The following is a 2,954-nucleotide window of genomic DNA, read 5'->3' as shown; positions in this document are numbered from 1 at the left end:
ACAGGTAAATCCACGATGCTACAAATGTGAGGTCACTTCATATTATCTAGCCCACCAGCCCACCAGCTCACTATTTCCCCATTTCCACCACTTTTCCTCCGTCAAACATTTTCTCCGTCCCTGTTACCAGGGTCTGGATTTCCTGTTTTTTCAGGAAGGAGAGGAGGGCTTCTCTTCTTTCTCTGTCCAGTTCGCTTCCTATGTCATCCAGGAGGAGCACCGGGTATTCCCCCGTTTCTTCCCGGATGAATTCCATTTCCGAAAGTTTCATGGAAAGGATGGCGGTGCGCTGCTGGCCCTGGGAGCCGTAGGCAGAGATATCAAGGCCGTTCAGAAGGAAGCGGAGGTCGTCCCTGTGGGGACCGATGGAGGTGTGGCAGAAGCGGGCGTCTTCTTCCCTTCGTTGGGAGAGCTGCTCTAAAAACCATTCCATGTCATAGCGGGGGCTGCTGCTCCCCTGCTGGATGTATCGGATGGCCAGGCTTTCTTTGCTGCCGGTGAGCTGTTCTTCCATGGCCGGCACGGTCCGGTTCATTTTCTCTGTAGTTTCCAGTCTTTTTTTCACCAGGTAGGAAGCGGAGGCGGCAATCTGCATGTCCCACATGTCCAGGTCCGGTTTCCTGCCGGTGGCCTGGGCGTTTTTAAGGGCGCTGTTCCGCTGCTGCACGGCCCGGCTGTAACGGAGGAATTCTTCGTAGTACCTGGGGGAGACCTGGGAAATTTCCATGTCCATGAACCGGCGCCGCAGCTGGGGAGCGCCTTTGATGAGCTGCAGCTCGTCGGGGGTGAAGAGGACGGTGCGGAAAAGGCCCACCAGTTCTTTTTTGCGGATGGCCGTGTCGTTCAGGAAAATCTTTTTCCCCTGGCTTCTAGTGAGCCTGATTTTGATGGTCTGCACCGTTTTCCCTGTTTCAAAGTCCACCAGAATGGTGCCTTCCTCCTGGCCCAGGCGGATGATTTCTCCGTCATTTCCGGTGCGGAAGGATTTGCCGGTGGAGGCGTAGGACAGGGCTTCTATGAGGTTTGTCTTGCCGCTGCCGTTGGGGCCGGTGAACAGGGTAAGGGCCGGCGAAGGCGCCACGGTCATGTCTTCAAAGGAGCGCACCTTGATGACCCGGAAGGAAGTGCATTTCATCAGGCTTCTCCGGTAATGGCAAATTCACTGCTGTCAATGACGAGGGTGTCTCCTTTTCTGATTTTCTTTCTTTTTTCATGGACTCGGCTGCCGTTCAGGGTGATGGTGTGGCTTTCCAGAAAAGCAGCCGTTTCACCGCCGGAGGAAATGTAATCCATTTTTTTCAGAAACTGGTCCAGCTGGATGTAGTCTCCGTAAATCGTTACGTCCTTCATCAGTATTTCCTTCCTCTCATAGGCGTGAGCATATAATTATAGGTTTTATCTTCTTCCTGTTCAATGACAATGGGGCCCGCTTTCTGCAGATTCAGGATGATGGTTTCCCCTTTGGAATGCTTCAGGATGTCTTCGATGTAGGTGCAGTTGAAGGTGAGGCTGATATTTTCCCCTTCCAGTTTCACGGGAATGGAGGTGTCCGCCCGTCCGATATCCGGATCTTCTTCGAAAATTTCCAGGGTGTCGCCGTTGAAATGGAAATTGATGGTCTGGTAGCTCATGTCCCGGGCAATGGGGCTGACGAAACGTACCGCTTCTTCAAAGTCCTTCAGGTTCACTTCCGCCCTTGCATCGAAATGGGTGGGGATAATGCGGTGGTAGTCCGGGTATTCGCCGTTCACCAGGCTGGCAATGAAGTAGGTGTCGCCAAAGGTGAAGGCCACATGGTTGTTGGACCAGGAAATTTCCACCATAGCCTTGTCGTCATCCTGTGGAAGAATGCGGCTCACATCGGCCAGGATGCCGGAAGGAACGATGAATCTTCCCTCTGCAGCAGCTTCTTCGTCCAGCGTGATTTCCTTGGCTGCCAGCCGGTGGGTATTGGTGGCCACCATGGTGAAGGTATTCTTATTTACTTCAAACAGGATGCCGGAAAAAATGGGTTTCTGTTTGTCGTTGGCAGCAGCAAAGGAAACGAGGCTTACCATGTCGGCAAAATCCCTGCATTTCACCAGGCAGTGGTTCCGGTGATCCATTTCCTGTACATCCGGGAATTCCACCTGTTCCCTGGTGGGGAATTTGGAAAGGTAGGTACCGCTCTTAAAGGAAACCAGGTTTTCATGGTCTTTCTTTTCCATCACCACGTCTCCTGCCGGCATCATGCGGATGGTGGACTGCAGCTGCGGTGCTGCAATGACTGTGACCCCGTCCTCTTCAATGTCTGCAGGACAGGATGTTTTGATACCGATGGTGTAATCATTGGCCTGGATGAGGATATTTCCTCCGACAGCAGAAATGAAAATGCCGTTGTTAGTATTGGATGTGACTTTTGTCTGGGCAGCCCGCTGGACACGGTCCAGGGCACCGATGAGGTCCGATTTGTTGAAGATGACTTTCATGGCAGCTCCTTATAAAAATGACGATGATATTTAAAAGATAGTAGTAGTCGCAGTAGTACGCTGTGAAAAAGTGAATAACTTTGTGAAAATCAAGATTTCGTCGAATGTCCCGCTTTGTCAGAAAGAAGTGAATAACTTTTTTCACAATTCACAGATTTCACAGTTTTTCCTTTCTTCCCCTTTATTCACAGTGTGAAAACAGGATTATCCCCTGCCCCCGTCCCTTTTGTTCACAGTCCTTTAGGAGGGGGAAAGGTTTCCTGTCGGTATGAAACACCATAGTGTCAAGCCGGGTAGGAAACCTTTTGCAAATAGTTTCCTGTCGGTATGAAACACTATAGCGTCAAGCCGGGTAGGAAACCTTTTGCGAATAGTTTCCTGTCGGTATGAAACACTATAGCGTCAAGCCGGGTAGGAAACCTTTTGCGAATAGTTTCCTGTCGGTATGAAATACCATAGTGTCAAGCCGTGTAGGAAACTTTTCGC

Annotated in this window: 3 protein-coding genes; all 3 read right to left on the bottom strand. The window is 50.9% G+C overall.

All coding sequences use genetic code 11. The annotated features are described in order from the left end of the window. Positions 1-70 precede the first annotated feature (70 nt). Genes recF through dnaN form a run of 3 tightly spaced genes read right to left on the bottom strand, consistent with a single transcriptional unit; the run spans position 71 to position 2,468 of the window. The gene (gene recF, locus Q0482_RS04755) at positions 71-1,135 is read right to left on the bottom strand and encodes a DNA replication/repair protein RecF (RefSeq protein ID WP_299144059.1); all 1,065 of its coding nucleotides are present in this window, start codon (positions 1,133-1,135) and stop codon (positions 71-73) included. Then, positions 1,135-1,350 (bottom strand): RNA-binding S4 domain-containing protein, encoded by a 216-nt coding sequence (locus Q0482_RS04750; RefSeq protein ID WP_299144056.1) that lies wholly within the window; start codon positions 1,348-1,350, stop codon positions 1,135-1,137. Before Q0482_RS04750 ends, recF begins: the two co-directional genes overlap by 1 nt. Beyond that, complete coding sequence (dnaN, locus tag Q0482_RS04745; protein ID WP_299144053.1) at positions 1,350-2,468, bottom strand: DNA polymerase III subunit beta; 1,119 nt, start codon at positions 2,466-2,468, stop codon at positions 1,350-1,352. Before dnaN ends, Q0482_RS04750 begins: the two co-directional genes overlap by 1 nt. Between the last annotated feature and the right edge of the window lie 486 nt (positions 2,469-2,954).

The sequence above is a fragment of the uncultured Dialister sp. genome (genome assembly GCF_937959425.1).
Lineage (GTDB): Bacteria > Bacillota > Negativicutes > Veillonellales > Dialisteraceae > Dialister.
This window is presented reverse-complemented; position numbering and strand designations above follow the sequence as displayed.